The sequence below is a fragment of the Vibrio sp. CB1-14 genome, from assembly GCF_040412085.2.
In the GTDB taxonomy this organism is placed as follows: domain Bacteria; phylum Pseudomonadota; class Gammaproteobacteria; order Enterobacterales; family Vibrionaceae; genus Vibrio; species Vibrio chaetopteri.
Window position 1 is genome coordinate 3,266,855 of record NZ_CP115920.1, and the last position, 18,784, is coordinate 3,285,638.

An 18,784-nucleotide genomic window follows, 5' to 3' on the forward strand; every position below is an offset into this window, starting at 1 on the left:
TTTACGCTACCTCTTGCGGCTTACCGCGTCTTTTGCGACGCCACTTTTCTCGGACTCGTCTCACAGGTACGGTATCCCAAGTATTGACACTAATCGCTGCGACCAACAAGGCAAAATTCACCGGCCACAGACCAATGTAGGTTGGGAATGCGCCATCTTCTAGTGCCGATTTCATCGCACTGATCGCCATAAAGTAAGCGAAATAAACGAATATCGCCGGCCCCATCTTGGCAAACTTACTTTGCCTTGGGTTCACCGCTGACAGCGGTACCACCAGCATGGTCAGCAATGGAATACACACCACCAGGGATAGTCTCCAATGAAGCTCTGCTTGCGCTTTAGGCGCGGGATCAGAGAGCAAATCCAGCGTTGGAATCGCCATCCATGAACGACCTCTTGGCTGCACTTCACGCTGGCCAATCACCCCTTCATACTCAGAAAACTCCGTTATCATATACTCTAGCCGTGTAGGCACGCCTTCATAACGCGTACCGTCATACAAAGCGATAACCTGCCTGCCATCGCTCAACTCTTTCACTTCGCCGGATTGAGCAGCAATCACGCTCGGCAACACTGAATCTCTCGGACTAAGCTGCGCGACAAATACGTTATCGAGTTTACGATCACGAATATCGTCGATAAACACCACAGAAGAACCATCTGGCGTGCGCTGGAAGCTACCCGTTTGAATGAGCTCAACTGAGTTTTCCGAAGCCAGTTTTTCACGGATCTGCACTTCTTGCTCTTGAGTCCAAGGTGCTAGCCAAAATGCATTAAATGCCGCTAAAGACGTAGTGATCACCGCCAGATACATCGCCGCACGGATCAAAAATTTATTACCAATGCCGGTCGCGTTCATGACCGTGATTTCACTCTCGGCGTAAAGACGGCCAAATGTCACCAAAATACCGATATAGATACTCAGTGGGAACATTAACAGCCCCATGGTTGGCATGCTGATCCCCGCCAACGTCATAATCAACCCGGCGGGAATATCTCCATCCGACGCATCAGCAAGCACTTGGATAAATTGACGACTGAAAAACACGAGAAAGAGCACTAAAAAGATAGCTAATTGGCTCTTAACTGTTTCTCTGATCAAATATCTAACAATAATCACAGTGAAAACACCTATACAAAACTTGTTTTTTTGATTGAATCGCTATAGTTTTCGGATAAACCTTTTATTTTTTACTTTTTTGATCGATTCTTATCTTTAGATTATAGGCCGAACTGGCACATAAAATTCAAACACTAATAATCGATTATCTAACATTTAGTTCTATTTGTCTTTAGGATGTAGGAGTACGCATGGAGTTTAGTGTAAAAAGTGGCAGCCCAGAGAAGCAGCGCAGTGCTTGCATCGTAGTTGGCGTTTTTGAGCCACGTCGTCTCTCTCCAGTTGCAGAGCAACTGGACAAAATCAGTGATGGCTATATCAGCTCACTGCTTCGCCGTGGCGACCTTGAGGGTAAGCCAGGCCAAATGCTTCTTTTGCACCAAGTACCTGGAGTACTGTCGGAGCGTGTGCTTCTTGTTGGTTGTGGTAAAGAACGCGAGCTTGGCGAGCGTCAATACAAAGAAATTATCCAAAAAACCATCAGCACGCTGAACGAAACAGGTTCAATGGAAGCCGTTTGCTTCCTGACTGAGCTTCACGTTAAAGGCCGCGACACGTATTGGAAAGTGCGTCAGGCTGTGGAAGCGACCAAAGATGGTCTTTATACCTTCGATCAATTTAAGAGCAGCAAGCCAGAAACTCGCCGTCCACTTCGCAAACTGGTATTTAACGTACCAACTCGCCGTGAACTAAACCTAGGCGAAAAAGCGATTGCCCACGGTCTAGCGATTGCATCAGGCGTGAAAACATCCAAAGATCTTGGCAACATGCCACCAAACATTGCGAATCCAGCTTACCTTGCTTCTCAAGCTCGTCGTCTCGCAGATGATTACGAAACCGTAACGACTAAGATCATCGGTGAGCAAGAGATGGAAAAACTGGGCATGACCTCTTACCTAGCGGTAGGTCGTGGCTCTAAAAATGAATCTATGATGTCTATCATGGAGTACAAGGGCAACCCAGAGTCCGAAGCAAAGCCGATTGTTTTGGTTGGTAAAGGTTTGACTTTCGATTCAGGCGGTATCTCACTTAAGCCTGGTGAGGGCATGGATGAGATGAAGTACGACATGTGTGGTGCGGCATCTGTAATGGGTACCATGAAAGCACTTGCGAAGCTAAACCTGCCTATCAATGTTATTGGTATCCTTGCGGGCTGTGAAAACATGCCAGGTAGCAACGCTTACCGTCCAGGCGACATCCTAACTACCATGTCAGGTCAAACGGTTGAAGTGCTAAACACTGACGCAGAAGGCCGCCTGGTACTGTGTGACGCACTGACGTATGTAGAGCGCTATGAGCCAGAGTGTGTGGTTGACGTGGCTACGCTAACAGGCGCTTGTGTGATCGCTCTAGGTCACCACATCAGCGGCGTTATCTCTAACCACAACCCACTTTCTCACGAGCTAGTTAATGCTTCTGAGCAAGCGGGTGACCGCGCTTGGCGTCTACCTATGGCTGACGAGTACCAAGAACAGCTAGCAAGCCCGTTTGCAGACATGGCAAACATCGGCGGTCGTCCTGGCGGCACTATTACAGCTGGCTGCTTCCTATCGCGATTTGCGAAGAAGTACCACTGGGCTCATCTAGATATCGCGGGTACAGCATGGAAGTCGGGTAAAGCGAAAGGCTCTACCGGCCGTCCAGTCTCAATGCTTGTCCAATTCTTGCTTAACCGCAGTGGCCAAGAGACTGAAGAGTAATCAAAAAAAGGGCCGCAAGGCCCTTTTTTAGTTTTGGGCACCAGCAACTCTTTTGTATACAGAAGTCACGATATGAATACTGCAACATTCTACATTATTGGAGAAGACTCCGAACAAGCGACACAGCAAGGCTGGTTTGCTTATGTGCACTTTCTCAGTCGTCATTTCGTAGGGCAAGGTGCCAAACTCTACATCAATTGCACCGATAGACAGCACGCGGAAGCGGTAGCGGAACTCTTCTGGCAAGTCTCACCAGAGCAGTTCATCGCTCATAATTTGGTGGGCGAAGGTCCCAAGAATGGCACGCCTGTTGAAATTGGTTTTGAGGGCCTTAAACCCAGCTGGAACCGTCAATTGGTAATAAATATGGCCAATAGTCACGCAACCTTTGCGAACTCCTTTGGTCAAGTGGTAGACTTCGTCCCTTGCGAAGAAAAAGCTAAGCAAGTTGCGCGAGAAAGGTATAAAATTTACCGTCAAGCGGGCTATCAGCTACAAACCATTGAGATTCAACATTCAGAATCCTAATCAAGGTCAATCCTTATAAGTAAGCGTGATTCTATCTGCGTTTATTTATAAGGTTTGGCAAATTTCTTTCACAGATTAAAGTAAGTATCCAGAAAGCTATGGAAAAGACATATAACCCACAATCTATCGAACAAGCTCTGTACCAAGCTTGGGAAGAGAAAGGCTACTTTAAGCCACACGGTGACACATCTAAAGAATCATACAGCATCATGATCCCGCCACCGAACGTCACTGGTAGCTTACACATGGGTCACGCTTTCCAAGATACCATCATGGATACTCTGATCCGTGCTGAGCGCATGAAAGGCAAAAACACGCTTTGGCAGGTAGGTACCGACCACGCTGGTATCGCAACGCAAATGGTAGTTGAGCGCAAGATTGCTGCTGAAGAAGGTAAAACTAAGCACGATTACGGTCGTGATGCGTTCATCGACAAAATCTGGGAATGGAAAGGCGAGTCTGGTGGCACTATCACCAAACAGCTTCGTCGCCTAGGTGCTTCTGTAGACTGGGATCGTGAGCGCTTTACTATGGATGACGGCCTGTCGAACGCCGTTCAAGAAGTATTTGTTCGCCTATACGAAGACGATCTCATCTACCGCGGTAAGCGTCTGGTTAACTGGGATCCAAAACTGCACACTGCAATCTCAGATCTAGAAGTAGAAAACAAAGACAAAAAGGCCACATGTGGCACTTCCGCTACCCACTAGCGGATGGCGTTAAAACCACTGAAGGCAAAGACTACATCGTTGTTGCAACCACTCGTCCAGAAACCATGCTGGGTGATACTGGTGTTGCCGTAAACCCAGAAGATCCACGCTACAAAGATCTTATCGGCAAAGAAATCCTGCTTCCTATCGTTGATCGCCGCATCCCTATCGTGGGTGATGAGCATGCCGATATGGAAAAAGGCACGGGTTGTGTGAAGATCACGCCAGCACACGACTTCAATGACTACGAAGTAGGTAAACGTCATCAACTACCGATGATCAACATCCTAACCTTCGATGCGAATATTCGTGACGCCGCTGAAGTGTTTAACACCAACGGTGAAGCATGCGATGCATACGCAACAGAGCTTCCTGCGAAATACCACGGCATGGAGCGCTTTGCTGCTCGTAAAGCAATCGTGGCAGAGTTAGAAGAACTGGGTCTTCTTGAAGAGATCAAAGATCACGACCTAACAGTCCCTTATGGTGACCGTGGCGGCGTGGTTATCGAGCCAATGCTAACTGACCAATGGTACGTTCGCACTGCACCTCTTGCTGAAACAGCGACCAAAGCGGTTGAAGACGGCGAAATCCAGTTCGTACCTAAGCAATACGAAAACATGTACTTCTCTTGGATGCGCGACATTCAAGACTGGTGTATCTCTCGTCAGCTATGGTGGGGTCACCGTATCCCTGCATGGTACGACAATGACGGTAATGTCTACGTAGGTCGCACTGAAGAAGAAGTTCGTGAGAAGAACGGTCTAGCTCCTGTTGTCGTGCTGCGCCAAGACGACGATGTACTGGATACCTGGTTCTCTTCAGCACTTTGGACATTCGGCACACAAGGCTGGCCAGAAAATACAGATGATCTGAAAACTTTCCACCCGTCAGATGTACTGGTCACCGGTTTCGACATCATCTTCTTCTGGGTTGCACGCATGATCATGATGACCATGCACTTCTGTAAAGATGAAAATGGTAAGCCACAAGTACCATTTAAGACGGTTTACGTTACGGGCCTAATCCGTGACGAGAACGGCGACAAGATGTCTAAGTCGAAAGGTAACGTACTTGACCCAATCGATATGATTGATGGTATTGACCTAGAGTCTTTGGTTGAGAAGCGCACTGGTAACATGATGCAGCCTCAACTAGCGAAGAAAATCGAGAAGAACACTCGTAAGACATTCGAAGATGGCATTGAACCTTACGGTACTGACGCACTTCGCTTTACCCTAGCAGCAATGGCATCTACCGGTCGCGATATCAACTGGGATATGAAGCGTCTTGAAGGTTACCGTAACTTCTGTAACAAGCTGTGGAATGCAAGCCGTTACGTACTGATGAACACTGAAGACCAAGATTGTGGCTTCGGCGAAGGTGACATCGAGTATTCACTAGCAGACAAGTGGATCGAATCTCAGTTTGAGCTAGCAGCAAAAGAGTTTAACGCTCACCTAGACAACTACCGTCTAGACATGGCAGCGAACACTATCTATGAGTTCATCTGGAACCAATTCTGTGACTGGTACCTAGAGCTCACGAAGCCGGTTCTTTGGAAAGGCAACGAAGCTCAGCAACGTGGTACGCGTCGAACGCTGATCACGGTACTTGAGAAGACGCTTCGTCTAGCTCATCCAGTACTGCCATACATCACTGAAACTATCTGGCAAAGCGTGAAGCCGCTAGTAGACGGTGTTGAAGGCGACACAATTATGCTTCAAGCTCTGCCTCAGTTTGAAGAAGCTAACTTCAACCAAGAAGCGCTTGATGACATCGAGTGGGTGAAAGCATTCATCACTAGCATCCGTAACCTTCGTGCAGAATACGACATTGCACCAAGCAAAGGTCTGGACGTGATGCTAAAAGTTGCTGATGAGAAAGACGCATCGCGCCTAGAAGCAAATAAAGCAGTACTCGCTTCGCTTGCTAAACTAGAAGGCATCAAGGTACTGGCAGAAGGCGAAGAGACACCAGCATGTGCAACCGCACTGGTTGGTAAATCAGAGCTGATGATCCCAATGGCAGGTCTGATCGACAAAGATGCCGAGCTAGATCGTCTAGCGAAAGAGATCGCTAAAACTCAAGGCGAGATCAAGCGTATCGAAGGTAAGCTAGGCAACGAAGGCTTCGTGGCAAAAGCGCCTGAAGCGGTTGTTGCTAAAGAGCGTGAGAAGCTAGAAGGCTACAAAGAAACGCTAGTTAAACTTGAAGAGCAAAAGCAAACTATTGCTGCGCTATAATTAGTAAACCTAAAAACATAAGCCGAGAGTGGTAATACTCTCGGCTTTTTTTGTTTTCAACGTCAGTGGACAGGGTTTGACGTCAGTTATCTAGAGTTACAAAGACTACTTCAACACAGTCTCAAGCGCCTTCAAACAAAGCGCAACGTTCTCTCTTCTGGCTCCATAACCCATCAAGCCGATACGCCATGCTTTTCCTGCGAGCGCACCAAGACCCGCACCGATCTCAAGGTTGTATTCTTCTAAAAGCTGCGATCTTACTGCGGCATCATCCACGCCTTCTGGAAGATAGACAGCATTAAGTTGTGGTAGACGACTTTTCTCTTCAACCACAAAGCTCAGACCTAGGTTTTCCAACCCTTAACGCAGCAGCATATGCATATCTTTATGGCGCTGCCATGCATCCTCTAGACCTTCGTTTTTCAAAAGTACCAATGACTCATGAAGCGCGTAAAGGCTGTTTACTGGCGCCGTGTGATGATAACTGCGCTTACCTTCCCCACTCCAGTAACCTAACACCAAGCTCTGATCCAAGAACCAACTCTGAACAGGTGCTCGTCGAGACTTAATCACTTCAATAGCTGCAGGGGACAGAGTTACTGGTGACAAACCAGGAACACAAGAGAGGCACTTCTGGCTACCAGAGTACACTGCATCCAACTGCCACTCATCGACTAAAAGCGGCACACCACCGAGCGAGGTCACTGCATCCACGATAGATAGCATGTTGTGCTGCTTAGCAAGCGCACCTAGCACCTTCGCATCACTCACTGCGCCTGTAGAGGTTTCAGCATGCACAAACGAAAGGATCTTCGCATCGGGATGTTCAGCAATCGCCTGTTCGACTTTAGACACCGAAACAGGTGCTCCCCACTCATCATCCACAACAATCGGCTCGCCGCCGCAGCGAACCACATTTTCACGCATGCGCTCACCAAACACACCATTGCGGCACACGATAACCTTATCACCTGGCTCGACTAAGTTTACAAAGCAAGTCTCCATGCCTGCACTACCGGGAGCAGAAACCGCGATTGTAAACTCGTTCTCAGTTTGGAATGCATATTTTAGCAGCACTTTCAGCTCATCCATCATACCGATAAATAGCGGGTCAAGGTGGCCAATCGTTGGACGGCTCAATGCTTGCAATACTTGCGGATAGATATCAGATGGGGCCAGGTCCCATTAGGGTTCGGTGAGGGGGGCACAAAGCTTGAAATGGTCATGGACAGTTATCCTATTAGGTTATTGTAGTTGTTGGGAAAAACATCACGTTGGACGTTAATGCGATCTACAATGGCGAAAAAACAACATTTTTGCAACATCCAACCACTCAAGTTTTTCATGTGAAATGCATAAACATCCATTGACTTTTGACACGCAAAAACGTTGAATAAACACACTATCTGTAGCCAATCGTTTTCATTGACGTTCTCGATACTACAGCGGAAGAGGAGCATTGCCCAGGCAAGTGATTTGTGAAGCCGCAACTTCAATACAATTCACTCATGGGGAGCAGTGCCGAGATGAACTAAAATTGTCGGATTTAGTTTGTCGGTTAAACGGGCTGAATCCCTTTAACTGTCACCAATATTTGGTGAAGAGCTTCTGAGGTCTATTCTAATATTCAGATTCCTCTGCTCTATTTCTCTCTTCAAACATCGGATGTTGGGTTACCAACCTTAAACTTTAAACTGGAAGTCCTGGAGAAACACTGTGAGCGCATTCAATGTAGCTAAATTTGGCGGAACAAGCGTCGCCAACTTCGAAGCCATGAGCCGTTGTGCCGAAATCATCGAAAATAACCCGCAAACCAAATTGGTGGTGAGTAGCGCTTGCTCAGGCGTGACCAACATCTTGGTTGAGCTCGCTAACGGCGTTAAAGACGAAACTCATCGTGCCGAGCTAATAAGCAAACTTCGCGATATCCATACTGACATTATGTCAAAGCTCAATGACGTCAGCTCTATTGAAGCGCGTGTTGACGCTTTAATTGAAAAGGTAGCGACGCTTTCTGAAGCGGCATGCATTGCCGCTACTCCAAAGCTGACCGATCACCTAGTGGCATGTGGCGAGCGTATGTCAACGCACATTCTTACTCGCTTAATGCAAGAACGTGGCATAGATGCCGTACGTTTTGATATTCGTGAAGCGCTTAAGACTGACAGTGATTACGGAAAAGCAGAACCCAATATCGAAGCGACCAAAGCAGCAGCTAGCGAGAAGCTGGTTCCGCTTTGCAAGCAACACGTTGTAGTTACGCAGGGCTTCATCGGTTCAGATGAAGATGGCGAGACTACCACACTAGGTCGTGGCGGTAGTGATTACAGCGCAGCACTGATTGCTGAAGCAGTAGAAGCTGCAGGTCTGGAAATCTGGACAGATGTACCAGGCATCTACACTACTGACCCACGCATTGCACCAAACGCTCGTCCAATCCCAGAGATCAGCTTCAGTGAAGCCTCTGAGATGGCGAATTTCGGTGCTAAAATTCTTCACCCTTCAACACTACTGCCAGCGCTTCGCCACCAGATCCCAGTCTTTGTTGGTTCATCAAAAGCGCCACAAGAAGGCGGCACTTGGGTACGACAAACGGTAGAGAGCGCGCCTTTATTCCGCGCGCTAGCTCTACGCAATAACCAAACCATGGTAACACTGCGAAACCCTCGCATGTTCCAAGCCTATGGCTTCTTGGCAAACGTGTTTACTGTGCTTGCCAAGCACAAGATTTCTGTAGATCTCGTGACGACGTCTGAAGTCAGCGTCTCGTTGACTCTTGACCAAACAGATACCGGTGGCGGCGCGCCAGAGCTCCCACTTGAAGCACAGCAAGAGCTGGAGCAGCTTTGTACTGTTGAAGTAAAACAAGGGCTCAGCCTTGTTGCACTAATCGGCAACAACATGAGCGAAACCAAAGGCTCGGCAGCGGAAGTATTCGATACTCTAGACAGCTTAAATATCCGCATGATTTGCTACGGCGCTAGCCCTCACAACCTTTGCTTCCTTCTAGACGAAGGCGAAGCGAAGGATGCAGTAAAAGCATTGCACGAAGATTTGTTTGAATAGACGATAAACATTAAACAAAGGCGGTAGAAATACCGCCTTTTTTGCATCTATTGGATTGAGCTTCAAAAAGCTAAAGACGTAAAAAAGCCCTAGTCTTTCGACGGGGACGCCCAGTCTAGGGCTTAGTATAAGTGGCGGAGTGGCGGGGGTTGCCATCAACCGGGACTCGACTTCCTTTAAAAAGGAAGCAACCAAATTTTAGATAATAGAAAACCCGATGCTTTCGCATCGGGTTTTCTAATAAGTGGCGGAGTGGACGGGACTCGAACCCGCGACCCCCGGCGTGACAGGCCGGTATTCTAACCAACTGAACTACCACTCCGCAGTGGCATACTTGCTATTGCAAGTGTCCAAAATTCAAAGCCTGGCGATGTCCTACTCTCACATGGGGAAACCCCACACTACCATCGGCGCTATTGCGTTTCACTTCTGAGTTCGGCATGGAAATCAGGTGGGTCCACAATGCTATGGTCGCCAAGCAAATTCTGTTTTGCCTTCAGATTTTCTGAAAATCTGAAAACAATAAATCCGGAAAGCTGTTAATGCGTTCTCTACACATTCAATTTGTTCTTGCTTTGAGTCCAATCAAAACCCTTTGGGTGTTGTATGGTTAAGCCTCACGGGCAATTAGTACAGGTTAGCTCAACGCCTCACAACGCTTACACACCCTGCCTATCAACGTTCTAGTCTCGAACAACCCTTTAGGACACTTAAAGTGCCAGGGAAGACTCATCTCAGGGCTCGCTTCCCGCTTAGATGCTTTCAGCGGTTATCGATTCCGAACTTAGCTACCGGGCAATGCCATTGGCATGACAACCCGAACACCAGAGGTTCGTCCACTCCGGTCACTCTCGTACTAGGAGCAGCCCCTTCAATCTTCCAACGCCCACGGCAGATAGGAATCGAACTGTCTCACGACGTTCTAAACCCAGCTCGCGTACCACTTTAAATGGCGAACAGCCATACCCTTGGGACCAGACTTCAGCCCCAGGATGTGATGAGCCGACATCGAGGTGCCAAACACCGCCGTCGATATGAACTCTTGGGCGGTATCAGCCTGTTATCCCCGGAGTACCTTTTATCCGTTGAGCGATGGCCCTTCCATTCAGAACCACCGGATCACTATGACCTGCTTTCGCACCTGCTCGAATTGTCATTCTCGCAGTCAAGCGGGCTTATGCCATTGCACTAACCACACGATGTCCAACCGTGTTTAGCCCACCTTCGTGCTCCTCCGTTACTCTTTGGGAGGAGACCGCCCCAGTCAAACTACCCACCAGGCACTGTCCGCAGCCCCGATAAGAGGTCAACGTTAGAACATCAACACTACAAGGGTGGTATTTCAAGGACGGCTCCACGAATACTGGCGTACTCGTTTCAAAGCCTCCCACCTATCCTACACATGTAGGGTCAATGTTCAGTGCCAAGCTGTAGTAAAGGTTCACGGGGTCTTTCCGTCTAGCCGCGGGTACACTGCATCTTCACAGCGATTTCAATTTCACTGAGTCTCGGGTGGAGACAGCGTGGCCATCATTACGCCATTCGTGCAGGTCGGAACTTACCCGACAAGGAATTTCGCTACCTTAGGATCGTTATAGTTACGGCCGCCGTTTACCGGGGCTTCGATCAAGAGCTTCGACCTAAGTCTAACCCCATCAATTAACCTTCCGGCACCGGGCAGGCGTCACACCGTATACGTCATCTTACGATTTTGCACAGTGCTGTGTTTTTAATAAACAGTTGCAGCCACCTGGTATCTGCGACTCCCCATAGCTCCATCCGCAAGGGACTTCACCGCGAGGAGCGTACCTTCTCCCGAAGTTACGGTACCATTTTGCCTAGTTCCTTCACCCGAGTTCTCTCAAGCGCCTTGGTATTCTCTACCCGACCACCTGTGTCGGTTTGGGGTACGATTCCTTACAATCTGAAGCTTAGAGGCTTTTCCTGGAAGCATGGCATCAATGACTTCACTACCGTAGTAGCTCGACATCGTGTCTCAGCCTTAAAGAGAGCCGGATTTACCTAACTCTCAAGCCTACGCACTTGAACCTGGACAACCGTCGCCAGGCTACCTAGCCTTCTCCGTCCCCCATCGCAATTGTAAGAAGTACGGGAATATTAACCCGTTTCCCATCGACTACGCCTTTCGGCCTCGCCTTAGGGGTCGACTCACCCTGCCCCGATTAACGTTGGACAGGAACCCTTGGTCTTCCGGCGTGGAGGTTTTCACCCCCATTATCGTTACTCATGTCAGCATTCGCACTTCTGATACCTCCAGCAGACCTTACAGTCCACCTTCAACGGCTTACAGAACGCTCCCCTACCCAATGACCTAAGTCATTGCCGCAGCTTCGGTTTATAGCTTAGCCCCGTTACATCTTCCGCGCAGGCCGACTCGACTAGTGAGCTATTACGCTTTCTTTAAATGATGGCTGCTTCTAAGCCAACATCCTAGCTGTCTAAGCCTTCCCACATCGTTTCCCACTTAGCTATAATTTGGGATCTTAGCTGGCGGTCTGGGTTGTTTCCCTCTCCACGACGGACGTTAGCACCCGCCGTGTGTCTCCCGGATAGTACTTACTGGTATTCGGAGTTTGCAAAGGGTTGGTAAGTCGGGATGACCCCTAGCCTTAACAGTGCTCTACCCCCAGTAGTATTCGTCCGAGGCTCTACCTAAATAGATTTCGGGGAGAACCAGCTATCTCCAGGTTTGATTGGCCTTTCACCCCTAGCCACAAGTCATCCGCTAATTTTTCAACATTAGTCGGTTCGGTCCTCCAGTTGATGTTACTCAACCTTCAACCTGCCCATGGCTAGATCACCTGGTTTCGGGTCTATATCCAGAGACTGAACGCCCAGTTAAGACTCGGTTTCCCTACGGCTCCCCTAAACGGTTAACCTTGCCACTGAATATAAGTCGCTGACCCATTATACAAAAGGTACGCAGTCACACCACGAAGGTGCTCCTACTGCTTGTACGTACACGGTTTCAGGTTCTATTTCACTCCCCTCACAGGGGTTCTTTTCGCCTTTCCCTCACGGTACTGGTTCACTATCGGTCAGTCAGTAGTATTTAGCCTTGGAGGATGAATTTTCCATATTCAGACAGGATATCACGTGTCCCGCCCTACTCGATTTCACTGATGATGAGATGTCGACTACGGGGCTATCACCCTTTACTGCGGCACTTTCCAGAGCCTTCGTCTGTCTCATTAAAAGCTTAAGGGCTAATCCAATTTCGCTCGCCGCTACTTTCGGAATCTCGGTTGATTTCTCTTCCTCGGGGTACTTAGATGTTTCAGTTCCCCGGTTCGCCTCGCTGAGCTATGTATTCACTCAGCGATAACTGCTTATGCAGTTGGGTTTCCCCATTCAGGAATCCCAGACTCAAAGGTTATTACTACCTAATCTGGGCTTATCGCAAGTTATTACGCCTTTCATCGCCTCTGACTGCCAAGGCATCCACCGTGTACGCTTAGTCACTTAACCATACAACCCCAAAGAGTTTCAAAGAAACCTCGAGATTGTCGTTAAACAACCAAAGTTGTCTGCAATTTTTATACATGATGCAGACTCGATTTTGCCGGACTCAAATAACTCTTTGTTTCCGCTTTTTAAGAAAAAGCAGAGGCAAAAAGTGGACTTTCGTCACTTCCAAGAACACTTGAATGTGTGTTGGTACCTAAATGATTAAATCATCTAGGATTTGAGAACTTTTAAATGAATAACATTAATCAAATGTTATTCGTCAGCTTTCAAATTGTTAAAGAACGAGATTTGCTTTCTAGTTAAAGAAAGAAACCATTTTTAAATATTCTCAAAGAGAAAACACTTAAAGATGGTGGAGCTATGCGGGATCGAACCGCAGACCTCCTGCGTGCAAGGCAGGCGCTCTCCCAGCTGAGCTATAGCCCCATCAGTGTTGATGCTTATCGCCAATCATCTGGGAGGAAGATTGGTGGGTCTGAGTGGACTTGAACCACCGACCTCTCGCTTATCAGGCGAACGCTCTAACCACCTGAGCTACAGACCCAAGCATCGTCTTTAATTCATAAACCTAATCAATCTGTGTGAACACTCATCGCAATAATCTATTCGTATAAGGAGGTGATCCAGCCCCAGGTTCCCCTAGGGCTACCTTGTTACGACTTCACCCCAGTCATGAACCACAAAGTGGTGAGCGTCCTCCCGAAGGTTAAACTACCCACTTCTTTTGCAGCCCACTCCCATGGTGTGACGGGCGGTGTGTACAAGGCCCGGGAACGTATTCACCGTGGCATTCTGATCCACGATTACTAGCGATTCCGACTTCATGGAGTCGAGTTGCAGACTCCAATCCGGACTACGACGCACTTTTTGGGATTCGCTCACTTTCGCAAGTTGGCCGCCCTCTGTATGCGCCATTGTAGCACGTGTGTAGCCCTACTCGTAAGAGCTATGATGACTTGACGTCGTCCCCACCTTCCTCCGGTTTATCACCGGCAGTCTCCCTGGAGTTCCCGACATTACTCGCTGGCAAACAAGGATAAGGGTTGCGCTCGTTGCGGGACTTAACCCAACATTTCACAACACGAGCTGACGACAGCCATGCAGCACCTGTCTCAGAGTTCCCGAAGGCACCAAAGCATCTCTGCTAAGTTCTCTGGATGTCAAGAGTAGGTAAGGTTCTTCGCGTTGCATCGAATTAAACCACATGCTCCACCGCTTGTGCGGGCCCCCGTCAATTCATTTGAGTTTTAATCTTGCGACCGTACTCCCCAGGCGGTCTACTTAACGCGTTAGCTCCGAAAGCCACGGCTCAAGGCCACAACCTCCAAGTAGACATCGTTTACGGCGTGGACTACCAGGGTATCTAATCCTGTTTGCTCCCCACGCTTTCGCATCTGAGTGTCAGTATCTGTCCAGGGGGCCGCCTTCGCCACCGGTATTCCTTCAGATCTCTACGCATTTCACCGCTACACCTGAAATTCTACCCCCCTCTACAGTACTCTAGTCCGCCAGTTTCAAATGCAGTTCCGAGGTTGAGCCCCGGGCTTTCACATCTGACTTAACGAACCACCTGCATGCGCTTTACGCCCAGTAATTCCGATTAACGCTCGCACCCTCCGTATTACCGCGGCTGCTGGCACGGAGTTAGCCGGTGCTTCTTCTGTCGCTAACGTCAAATGATGCAGCTATTAACTACACCACCTTCCTCACGACTGAAAGTGCTTTACAACCCGAAGGCCTTCTTCACACACGCGGCATGGCTGCATCAGGCTTGCGCCCATTGTGCAATATTCCCCACTGCTGCCTCCCGTAGGAGTCTGGACCAGTGTCTCAGTTCCAGTGTGGCTGATCATCCTCTCAGACCAGCTAGGGATCGTCGCCTTGGTGAGCCATTACCTCACCAACTAGCTAATCCCACCTGGGCTAATCTTGACGCGAGAGGTCCGAAGATCCCTCTTTGACTCGAAGGCGTTATGCGGTATTAGCCATCGTTTCCAATGGTTATCCCCCACATCAAGGCATATTCCCAGGCATTACTCACCCGTCCGCCGCTCGACGCCGTTAACGTCACCCGAAGGGTCAGTTAACTCGTTTCCGCTCGACTTGCATGTGTTAGGCCTGCCGCCAGCGTTCAATCTGAGCCATGATCAAACTCTTCAATTTAAGATTTTGTTCGGCTCAATGAATACTGACTTCAAAACTCATCCTTACTCAAAAGTAAGAAGTAATTTTAAAGCTATTATCGTTCCAACAGAACGATAATGAATTGACTGTGCCAAGACTAAGTTCTTTTACAAGAAAGTAATCTCGATTGGTCACTCAGTTCATTGAAAACCTAATTTGATACCGAGGTATCTAATTTGATTATCATCAACGAGTGCCCACACAGATTGATAGGTTTATATTGTTAAAGAGCTTTGCTTTCAACACCTTAGTGCGTCAGCGAGGTGCGTATAATACGCTTCTCACTTTGAAAGTCAACATAAAATTCTAAGAAACTTTAGAACTCTATGGTGACTTGCTTATTAAATAAGCAAGTGCGAACCTTTTGTCTTCACTTTTCAAAAAAGTGAAAATAAATAGGAGCCTGGCGATGTCCTACTCTCACATGGGGAAGCCCCACACTACCATCGGCGCTATTGCGTTTCACTTCTGAGTTCGGCATGGAAATCAGGTGGGTCCACAACGCTATGGTCGCCAAGCAAATTCTGTTTTGCCTTCAGATTTTCTGAAAATCTGAAAACAATAAATTCGGAAAGCTGTTAATGCGTTCTCTACACATTCAATTTGTTCTTGCTTTGAGTCCAATCAAAACCCTTTGGGTGTTGTATGGTTAAGCCTCACGGGCAATTAGTACAGGTTAGCTCAACGCCTCACAACGCTTACACACCCTGCCTATCAACGTTCTAGTCTCGAACAACCCTTTAGGACACTTAAAGTGCCAGGGAAGACTCATCTCAGGGCTCGCTTCCCGCTTAGATGCTTTCAGCGGTTATCGATTCCGAACTTAGCTACCGGGCAATGCCATTGGCATGACAACCCGAACACCAGAGGTTCGTCCACTCCGGTCCTCTCGTACTAGGAGCAGCCCCCTTCAATCTTCCAACGCCCACGGCAGATAGGAATCGAACTGTCTCACGACGTTCTAAACCCAGCTCGCGTACCACTTTAAATGGCGAACAGCCATACCCTTGGGACCGACTTCAGCCCCAGGATGTGATGAGCCGACATCGAGGTGCCAAACACCGCCGTCGATATGAACTCTTGGGCGGTATCAGCCTGTTATCCCCGGAGTACCTTTTATCCGTTGAGCGATGGCCCTTCCATTCAGAACCACCGGATCACTATGACCTGCTTTCGCACCTGCTCGAATTGTCATTCTCGCAGTCAAGCGGGCTTATGCCATTGCACTAACCACACGATGTCCAACCGTGTTTAGCCCACCTTCGTGCTCCTCCGTTACTCTTTGGGAGGAGACCGCCCCAGTCAAACTACCCACCAGGCACTGTCCGCAGCCCCGATAAAGAGCTAACGTTAGAACATCAACACTACAAGGGTGGTATTTCAAGGACGGCTCCACGAATACTGGCGTACTCGTTTCAAAGCCTCCCACCTATCCTACACATGTAGGGTCAATGTTCAGTGCCAAGCTGTAGTAAAGGTTCACGGGGTCTTTCCGTCTAGCCGCGGGTACACTGCATCTTCACAGCGATTTCAATTTCACTGAGTCTCGGGTGGAGACAGCGTGGCCATCATTACGCCATTCGTGCAGGTCGGAACTTACCCGACAAGGAATTTCGCTACCTTAGGACCGATTATAGTTACGGCCGCCGTTTACCGGGGCTTCGATCAAGAGCTTCGACCTAAGTCTAACCCCATCAATTAACCTTCCGGCACCGGGCAGGCGTCACACCGTATACGTCATCTTACGATTTTGCACAGTGCTGTGTTTTTAATAAACAGTTGCAGCCACCTGGTATCTGCGACTCCCCATAGCTCCATCCGCAAGGGACTTCACCGCGAGGAGCGTACCTTCTCCCGAAGTTACGGTACCATTTTGCCTAGTTCCTTCACCCGAGTTCTCTCAAGCGCCTTGGTATTCTCTACCCGACCACCTGTGTCGGTTTGGGGTACGATTCCTTACAATCTGAAGCTTAGAGGCTTTTCCTGGAAGCATGGCATCAATGACTTCACTACCGTAGTAGCTCGACATCGTGTCTCAGCCTTAAAGAGAGCCGGATTTACCTAACTCTCAAGCCTACGCACTTGAACCTGGACAACCGTCGCCAGGCCCACCTAGCCTTCTCCGTCCCCCCATCGCAATTGTAAGAAGTACGGGAATATTAACCCGTTTCCCATCGACTACGCCTTTCGGCCTCGCCTTAGGGGTCGACTCACCCTGCCCCGATTAACGTTGGACAGGAACCCTTGGTCTTCCGGCGTGGAGGTTTTCACCCCATTATCGTTACTCATGTCAGCATTCGCACTTCTGATACCTCCAGCAGACCTTACAGTCCACCTTCAACGGCTTACAGAACGCTCCCCTACCCAATGACCTAAGTCATTGCCGCAGCTTCGGTTTATAGCTTAGCCCCGTTACATCTTCCGCGCAGGCCGACTCGACTAGTGAGCTATTACGCTTTCTTTAAATGATGGCTGCTTCTAAGCCAACATCCTAGCTGTCTAAGCCTTCCCACATCGTTTCCCACTTAGCTATAATTTGGGACCTTAGCTGGCGGTCTGGGTTGTTTCCCTCTCCACGACGGACGTTAGCACCCGCCGTGTGTCTCCCGGATAGTACTTACTGGTATTCGGAGTTTGCAAAGGGTTGGTAAGTCGGGATGACCCCTAGCCTTAACAGTGCTCTACCCCCAGTAGTATTCGTCCGAGGCTCTACCTAAATAGATTTCGGGGAGAACCAGCTATCTCCAGGTTTGATTGGCCTTTCACCCCTAGCCACAAGTCATCCGCTAATTTTTCAACATTAGTCGGTTCGATCACTCCAGTTGATGTTACTCAACCTTCAACCTGCCCATGGCTAGATCACCTGGTTTCGGGTCTATATCCAGAGACTGAACGCCCAGTTAAGACTCGGTTTCCCTACGGCTCCCCTAAACGGTTAACCTTGCCACTGAATATAAGTCGCTGACCCATTATACAAAGGTACGCAGTCACACCACGAAGGTGCTCCTACTGCTTGTACGTACACGGTTTCAGGTTCTATTTCACTCCCCTCACAGGGGTTCTTTTCGCCTTTCCCTCACGGTACTGGTTCACTATCGGTCAGTCAGTAGTATTTAGCCTTGGAGGATGAATTTCCCATATTCAGACAGGATATCACGTGTCCCGCCCTACTCGATTTCACTGATGATGAGATGTCGACTACGGGGCTATCACCCTTTACTGCGGCACTTTCCAGAGCCTTCGTCTGTCTCATTAAAAGCTTAAGGGCTAATCCAATTTCGCTCGCCGCTACTTTCGGAATCTCGGTTGATTTCTCTTCCTCGGGGTACTTAGATGTTTCAGTTCCCCCGGTTCGCCTCGCTGAGCTATGTATTCACTCAGCGATACCTACTTATGTAGGTGGGTTTCCCCATTCAGGAATCTCAGACTCAAAGGTTATTACTACCTAATCTGAGCTTATCGCAAGTTATTACGCCTTTCATCGCCTCTGACTGCCAAGGCATCCACCGTGTACGCTTAGTCACTTAACCATACAACCCCAAAGAGTTTCAAAGAAACCTCGAGATTGTCGTTAAACAACCAAAGTTGTCTGCATTTTTATACATGTGCAGACTCGATTTTGCCGGACTCAAATAACTCTTTGTTTCCGCTTTTAAGAAAAAGCAGAGGCAAAAGTGGACTTTCGTCACTTCCAAGAACACTTGAATGTGTGTTGGTACCTAAATGATTAAATCATCTAGG

4 protein-coding genes, 3 tRNA genes, 5 rRNA genes, 2 pseudogenes and 1 riboswitch are annotated in these 18,784 nt (G+C 48.6%); of the genes and pseudogenes, 4 read left to right on the plus strand and 10 right to left on the minus strand.

Going from position 1 to position 18,784, the window contains the following annotated elements; all coding sequences use genetic code 11:
* Position 1: 1 nt before the first annotated feature.
* Positions 2 to 1,120: an LPS export ABC transporter permease LptF gene (gene lptF / locus PG915_RS14850; protein ID WP_353497212.1), complete on the minus strand. Its 1,119-nt coding sequence runs from the start codon at positions 1,118 to 1,120 to the stop codon at positions 2 to 4.
* A gap of 191 nt (positions 1,121 to 1,311) precedes the next feature.
* On the opposite strand from lptF, the gene pepA reads away from it, so the two are divergent.
* From pepA to PG915_RS14865, 3 genes and pseudogenes are all read left to right on the plus strand, one after another.
* Positions 1,312 to 2,820 (plus strand): leucyl aminopeptidase, encoded by a 1,509-nt coding sequence (gene pepA / locus PG915_RS14855; RefSeq protein WP_353497213.1) that lies wholly within the window; start codon positions 1,312 to 1,314, stop codon positions 2,818 to 2,820.
* 72 nt (positions 2,821 to 2,892) lie between these two features.
* Complete coding sequence (locus PG915_RS14860; RefSeq protein WP_353497214.1) at positions 2,893 to 3,348, plus strand: DNA polymerase III subunit chi; 456 nt, start codon at positions 2,893 to 2,895, stop codon at positions 3,346 to 3,348.
* 98 nt (positions 3,349 to 3,446) lie between these two features.
* Positions 3,447 to 6,304, plus strand: a pseudogene (locus PG915_RS14865) (valine--tRNA ligase).
* A gap of 105 nt (positions 6,305 to 6,409) precedes the next feature.
* Here PG915_RS14865 and PG915_RS14870 read toward each other — a convergent pair.
* Positions 6,410 to 7,530: pseudogene (locus PG915_RS14870) on the minus strand (pyridoxal-phosphate-dependent aminotransferase family protein).
* Between the two features lie 215 nt (positions 7,531 to 7,745).
* Positions 7,746 to 7,920: riboswitch (Lysine riboswitch) on the plus strand.
* A 100-nt stretch (positions 7,921 to 8,020) separates the two neighbouring features.
* On the opposite strand from PG915_RS14870, the gene lysC reads away from it, so the two are divergent.
* Positions 8,021 to 9,370: a lysine-sensitive aspartokinase 3 gene (gene lysC / locus PG915_RS14875; protein ID WP_353497215.1), complete on the plus strand. Its 1,350-nt coding sequence runs from the start codon at positions 8,021 to 8,023 to the stop codon at positions 9,368 to 9,370.
* A 245-nt stretch (positions 9,371 to 9,615) separates the two neighbouring features.
* On the opposite strand, the gene PG915_RS14880 is transcribed toward lysC, so the two are convergent.
* The 8 genes from PG915_RS14880 to PG915_RS14915 all read right to left on the minus strand — a co-directional run bounded on the left by PG915_RS14880 (position 9,616) and on the right by PG915_RS14915 (position 18,573).
* Positions 9,616 to 9,692, minus strand: a tRNA-Asp gene (locus PG915_RS14880).
* A 40-nt stretch (positions 9,693 to 9,732) separates the two neighbouring features.
* A 5S ribosomal RNA gene (gene rrf / locus PG915_RS14885) occupies positions 9,733 to 9,849 on the minus strand.
* A 127-nt stretch (positions 9,850 to 9,976) separates the two neighbouring features.
* Positions 9,977 to 12,859 (minus strand): 23S ribosomal RNA (locus PG915_RS14890).
* Positions 12,860 to 13,209: 350 nt separating this feature from the next.
* Positions 13,210 to 13,285: transfer RNA gene (locus PG915_RS14895), tRNA-Ala, on the minus strand.
* Positions 13,286 to 13,326: 41 nt separating this feature from the next.
* A tRNA-Ile gene (locus PG915_RS14900) sits at positions 13,327 to 13,403 on the minus strand.
* Between the two features lie 67 nt (positions 13,404 to 13,470).
* Positions 13,471 to 15,022: ribosomal RNA gene (locus PG915_RS14905) — 16S ribosomal RNA — on the minus strand.
* A 422-nt stretch (positions 15,023 to 15,444) separates the two neighbouring features.
* Positions 15,445 to 15,561, minus strand: a 5S ribosomal RNA gene (gene rrf / locus PG915_RS14910).
* 127 nt (positions 15,562 to 15,688) lie between these two features.
* Positions 15,689 to 18,573 (minus strand): 23S ribosomal RNA (locus PG915_RS14915).
* The 16S, 23S and 5S rRNA genes sit together here with 3 tRNA genes alongside, the layout of an rRNA operon.
* Positions 18,574 to 18,784: the final 211 nt, after the last annotated feature.

Excerpts from the sequence above, each read along its gene's own strand:
- pepA (WP_353497213.1), top strand. The coding sequence starts at position 1,312 with ATGGAGTTTAGTGTAAAAAGTGGCAGCCCAGAGAAGCAGCGCAGTGCT.
- PG915_RS14860 (WP_353497214.1), top strand. The coding sequence starts at position 2,893 with ATGAATACTGCAACATTCTACATTATTGGAGAAGACTCCGAACAAGCG.